This is a genomic window from uncultured Paraglaciecola sp., assembly GCF_913058035.1.
Lineage (GTDB): Bacteria > Pseudomonadota > Gammaproteobacteria > Enterobacterales > Alteromonadaceae > Paraglaciecola.
On the sequence record NZ_CAJXPA010000240.1, the window covers coordinates 1 to 5,250 of the forward strand.

The following is a 5,250-nucleotide window of genomic DNA, read 5'->3' on the forward strand; positions in this document are numbered from 1 at the left end:
CTTTTACATACCTGTGTATGTTTTTTGAGTGATATTTTGCCTTGCCGATTGTGGTGTGATAGGAAAAATCGATTCACTAAAAAGAAAAGCAACGCCTTATTTTGCAAAATATTTCTAAAATTAAATTTTTATGTGTCTTCACTTTTCTACTAGGCTCTAATTCTTTTGCTCGAATCTCGAATCTCGAATCTCGAATCTCGAATCTTAAAGCTACGTCTAGTTATTACTAAAAACAATGACTTGACCAATCCGTGGGTCGTAAATAAATCCATTGCCTGCCAAGTTGTCCGTGGGCTCAACAGTACGATTTTTAATAGTTTGGGTCAGGTAGTAATAACACACATCATTGCCACCTGAGCCAACGCTTGTCCTAGAATTAGTAAAATATCGATAATCTTCAAATGGCCGATCGTCCCAGACAGAAGAAATGGTTGGGGCACTTTGCATAATGAGGTTAAAAATACTCTCGCAGTCTACGTCACTTATCTGGTCATCTTCACTGCTGCTATCAGTATCTAATTGACCTGTGGGGTAACCTGTATCCTTATCAATACCAACTTGAATACTTTCAATAGTGACAAAGGTTAAACTTATGTCTTTATTTTCTTTGGGTCGCCCCTCTAATTCCCATTTTGCTCGCACTAACCCAACACCTGTAGCATAACCACCCGCTACACCATCTACGGTAGCGTCTTCAGCGTCGGCAGTAACATCAAGCAATCTTGGTAAAGCAGTGGCTGCTAGTAAACCTAAAATCACTACAACAATGACCAGTTCAATCAAAGTAAAACCCGAGGACATCCTGACATTTTTTCTATGCTCTAGCATTTTATACGGCATGCTTATTTTAACTATATTGTTGTTCATTATTTTTACCTGCAATGTTATCTAAAAGTGATTTTTTTAAATCAAACACTTATTGTCTGACCTTTGATACTTGGCCCAGTAATACTTTGTACTCGAAATAGGGCCCAGTGGATAGTCGGTACATGCAAACAGAGTCTACTGCATTATTATTAAGTTTAAGTCGATCATAATACTCAGCAAAAACCTTAAACCCATTGATGTTCATAGGCATATCCAACACCATATGCCAGATGTTGCGACAACCCTCTGATGTTGGCTCGGCCTCTGGCCAGCCTTGTTGGCTCATAGTTATAGGTTTTCTACCTTTTTCCACCAAGGTGTTGTTGTCGCTTAATTTGCGAGCATAAGTTACCAACATAACAATTTGTGGTCGCCCTTCACCTTGCCATTGCCAATGGGCATTATTTACACTGGTGGAAAATTGTTCAGCTAAATTTTCTAAGGCTAGACGCCTAATATTGGTAGTATTGTCATTTAAATAGAGAATAAAACCCAACATCAGACAGATAAAAACGACTACGACAGTGATGTTGACAAACAGGTTACGGCTGCGCTCGCTTGTTACTTGATGCTTTTTCACCATGTTAGCCTTTTATAGCTCCCATCATGTCCCACATCGGAGTAAAAATGCCTAAGGCTAAGATGAGTACCATACCTGCCACTACGCTTATTAAAATAGGTTCGATTTTTGATGTCAAACTTTTTAAATCGTAATCCACCTCGCGCTCATAAAAATCTGCGACCTCAGCCAACAGCTCGTCGACTCGCCCTGTTTCATCACCCACATTGATCATCTGTAATACTAAGGGTGTGAACATTTTACTGCTGCTGGCTACTCTTGAAAGACTTTCACCCCTTTCGATATTTCTACGCATATTCAAAATACGATCGGCCATAAAAGCATTGTTGACAGCATCTGCTACTAAATTAAGCGCAGAGGTTAATGGAACTCCAGAAACGAGCATCATCGAGAAACTTCGAGCAAATCTTCCTAATAAAGTACGCTCAAAAATACTGCCTACTACAGGTAATTTTAATTTAGCTCGATCCCATTTGTAACGACCATTTTCAGTACCTAAATATCTAGATATAGCGATGATTAAAAACATAATACCCACTAACAAATACAGCCATTTAGTAATAAAAAATTCAGACGTACTTAACAATATTCGTGTCATTAGTGGAAGTTCAGCACCAAAAGACTCAAACATACCAGCGAAGATAGGAATAACCACTATATTCATAACAACCAAGGCAATGACGATGGCAATCATCACAAACATAGGGTATCGAGTCGCAGCCTTAATTTGCTTGCGGGTTTCTTGATCACGCTCTAAGTAAAATGATAATTGTAAAAAAGCGACATCCAACTTACCGGTATTTTCACCGACATGCACGATGCTGACAAATAACCGACCAAACACATGGTTATGTTTGTTTAAGGCCGAAGATAAAGTGCGGCCACGTTCAAGTTGATTTGCCACATCATCCAATGTTACTGACATTCGTTTTGAACCCGTAGTGTCTGCTAAGCCTCTGACCGCACGTAAAATCGGGATCCCAGACTTTGCCAAAGAATACATCTGTCGAGAAAATATGACTAAGTCATCGAGTGTAATATTAGGTGTGAAAAATGTTAATTTTGTTGATTCATTCGTTTGTTCTTGGTCACTCTCATTGATTTCTATGGGTGTAAAACTTCTCCCATTTAAAATTTGCGCTGCAGTTGAAACATCTGGTGCATCGAGAATACCTGTCGTAAGCTCACCACTAGATTTTCTAGCTTTGTAGCTAAACTGAGCCACTGTTGCCTCCTGGCGGTAGTGTATTCGGCGTTAGGTCAAAAGAAAAATCAGTAGATTTAGGTTCTTCATCTAAAGTTGTTTGATTGGGGTTTTGCTCTGCTACAGCTTGTGCTAATTCTTGCTCAATAGTTTCTGTGTCATCTGTGGGTATTAATACGTGTTCATCAGCCACCATCTCAATCAATTTGAGCACTTCGTCTACTGTAGTAATCCCCATTTTGGCGTACATAAGCGCTAATTTTGCCAGCGGCACAAACCCTGGGCTTTGATGAGCTGCTTGGGAAAAGGTGACAGTGTCATTTACTTTCAGCGCGTTCATCATGCCTTCTGTCATTTCAAGTAATTCAAATACACCTATTCGACCTTTATAACCGGTCTGGTTGCAGCTTTGGCAACCTTTACCGCGCTTAAAATTAATAGTTTTTAAGCTATCATCCAAGCTATTTAACCACAGTAATTCTTCCGGATTGAGTCGATAATCTTGTCGACAATTGGTGCAAATTTTACGCACTAATCTTTGTGCTATAACAGCACGTAATGAACTGGCCACTAAGTAACCAGGGGCACCCATATCTAACAATCTAACTGCGCTGCTAATTGCGTTATTGGTATGCAGCGTTGATAAGACTAAGTGACCCGTTAAAGCTCCGCGCAAACCAATTTCGGCTGTCTCTTGGTCGCGCATTTCGCCAACCATAATAATGTCAGGATCTTGGCGTAGAGTAGTTCGCAGTATGCTCGAAAAATTTAGGCCAATTTTATTATTAGTTTGCACCTGATTAATTCTTGGCAATCTATATTCAACTGGGTCTTCAACAGTAATAATTTTTGAAGCGGCTTTGTTTAGCTCACTCAATGCACCATATAAAGTGGTAGTTTTTCCAGAACCTGTAGGACCTGTAACTAATATCATGCCATGTGGGCGTTGCAATAAACGTCTAAAGCGCATTAATAGATTATTTGGCATGCCTGTTTGGTCTAGAGTCAATAGACCAGCAGACTGGTCTAACAAACGCATTACAACAGATTCACCTCCTTGAATAGGCATAGTCGACACTCGAACATCGATGGTATGTCCTTTAATGCGCATACTGGTTCTGCCATCTTGTGGTAGGCGTTTTTCAGATATGTCTAGCCCAGACATCAGTTTAAGCCTGAGAACTAAAGCTGAAGCAATATTTTTTTCTTGAAGTACGTTTTCCTGTAAAATTCCATCTACCCGCATTCGAATGCGTAACGAAGCTTCGTCAGGTTCAATATGAATATCAGAGGCTTTGGCCTGCACGGCATCTTCAAATATAGATTGCAGTAATCTGGCTACAGCAGTGTCTTGTTCGTCACCTACACCTGAATTGAAATCAAATTCGGCTTCATCTTGATATTCTTCAGCTAATTCTTGTGCAAATGAAGCTATCTCCCCAGTGCGCCGATACAAATTATCATAAGCTTGTATTAATTGCGTATCACTGACAACCGCCACATCTATGGGTTTGGACAATAATTCAGATAGTGCGTCGACAGCAGCCAAATCGGCTGGGTTGCTCATGCCTACTAATAACCTGCCATCCTTTTCTTCAAGTACTAAAGCCCGGTGCCTACGTGCTTGTACTTCGGGCAACATATTAACCGCTGCTATCGATACATCAAATTTTCCGATGTCGACTAAGGGAACACTTAAGTGTTGCGACAAAAATTTTAGGAGCTGATTATCAGTCACAAAACCCAGCTCTATCAGCATAAAACCAAGTTTGCGGCCCGACTTCTTTTGCGCAGAAAGTGCTTGCAACAGCTGTTCTTCGCTTATAATACCTTCTTGAACAAGAAGATCGCCTAAGCGTAATTTGACTTTAGGTTTCATTGTGCGCCTGCTAATACTGAAATACGTTGTTGAATAAAATCGTTCACAGAAGTATCCAATTGACCAAGTGTATTCGCCTTATTATATGCTTGCAAAGCAATAGTGAATTCACCTAACTGATCCCTTATTATTGCTAAACCTAACCACCACTGAGCGTTATCAGGCTCTATGATTGTCAGGGTTTGGTAGTCTGACTTGGCAAGTTCTGTTTGCATAAGTTGCTGCGCTAACGATGCCCGATAAGCCAAATATTCTGTTTTATTGTCTGCACTAGGCTGAAACTCAGCCAATATGTTCAAGGCTTTTAAGGATTCTTTTTGGACTATATATAATCGCGCCAACATCAATCTCAAGTCATTTCGAGCTGGGTGTAACTCGATACCTTGAATGAGTACCTGCTTAGATTGTGCGTAGTTGCCCTGAGAGAAAAGCAATGAGGCTAACTTTTTTCTGAACTTAATATTATTGGGTTCAATGTCCAATACTTTGCTTAATAAAGTTTGCGCTAAATTGAAACGTCCGTTGTTTAAACTATCAGCAATACGTTGTTTCAAAGTATTGATATCATCTTTCTGACTGCTGTCAATCATACTAAAGCTGGGCGGCTGTAATGGCGTTGCTTGGGCGTTGTTCAGCTCGTTGTTTTGTGGTTCTAATTGTTTATAGTGAGTTTCTAAACCTTTCGGTGATGCTGGCTCATCTGGTGTCATACCATTTTCA

5 protein-coding genes are annotated in these 5,250 nt (G+C 40.1%); all 5 read right to left on the reverse strand.

The genetic code is table 11. The features are described from left to right. Nucleotides 1–216: 216 nt before the first annotated feature. Nucleotides 217–840: a type II secretion system protein gene (locus tag QZ562_RS19335; RefSeq protein ID WP_293763929.1), complete on the reverse strand. Its 624-nt coding sequence runs from the start codon at nt 838–840 to the stop codon at nt 217–219. Between the two features lie 76 nt (nt 841–916). Then, nucleotides 917–1,450, reverse strand: coding sequence for a hypothetical protein (locus tag QZ562_RS19340; RefSeq protein ID WP_293763920.1), 534 nt, complete (start codon nt 1,448–1,450; stop codon nt 917–919). A gap of 1 nt (nt 1,451) precedes the next feature. Further along, nucleotides 1,452–2,672, reverse strand: coding sequence for a type II secretion system F family protein (locus QZ562_RS19345; protein ID WP_293763922.1), 1,221 nt, complete (start codon nt 2,670–2,672; stop codon nt 1,452–1,454). Then, complete coding sequence (locus tag QZ562_RS19350) at nt 2,659–4,530, reverse strand: ATPase, T2SS/T4P/T4SS family (protein ID WP_293763925.1); 1,872 nt, start codon at nt 4,528–4,530, stop codon at nt 2,659–2,661. The genes QZ562_RS19345 and QZ562_RS19350 overlap by 14 nt, the downstream gene beginning before the upstream one ends. Continuing rightward, nucleotides 4,527–5,250, reverse strand: a 724-nt coding sequence (locus QZ562_RS19355; protein ID WP_293763928.1) for a tetratricopeptide repeat protein, incomplete at its 5' end; no start/stop codon positions are given. The genes QZ562_RS19350 and QZ562_RS19355, both read right to left, overlap by 4 nt.

What these genes read in the sequence shown, in the direction of transcription:
- QZ562_RS19335 (WP_293763929.1), bottom strand. Translation starts at nt 840, where the DNA reads ATGCCGTATAAAATGCTAGAGCATAGAAAAAATGTCAGGATGTCCTCG.
- QZ562_RS19340 (WP_293763920.1), bottom strand. Translation starts at nt 1,450, where the DNA reads ATGGTGAAAAAGCATCAAGTAACAAGCGAGCGCAGCCGTAACCTGTTT.
- QZ562_RS19350 (WP_293763925.1), bottom strand. Translation starts at nt 4,530, where the DNA reads ATGAAACCTAAAGTCAAATTACGCTTAGGCGATCTTCTTGTTCAAGAA.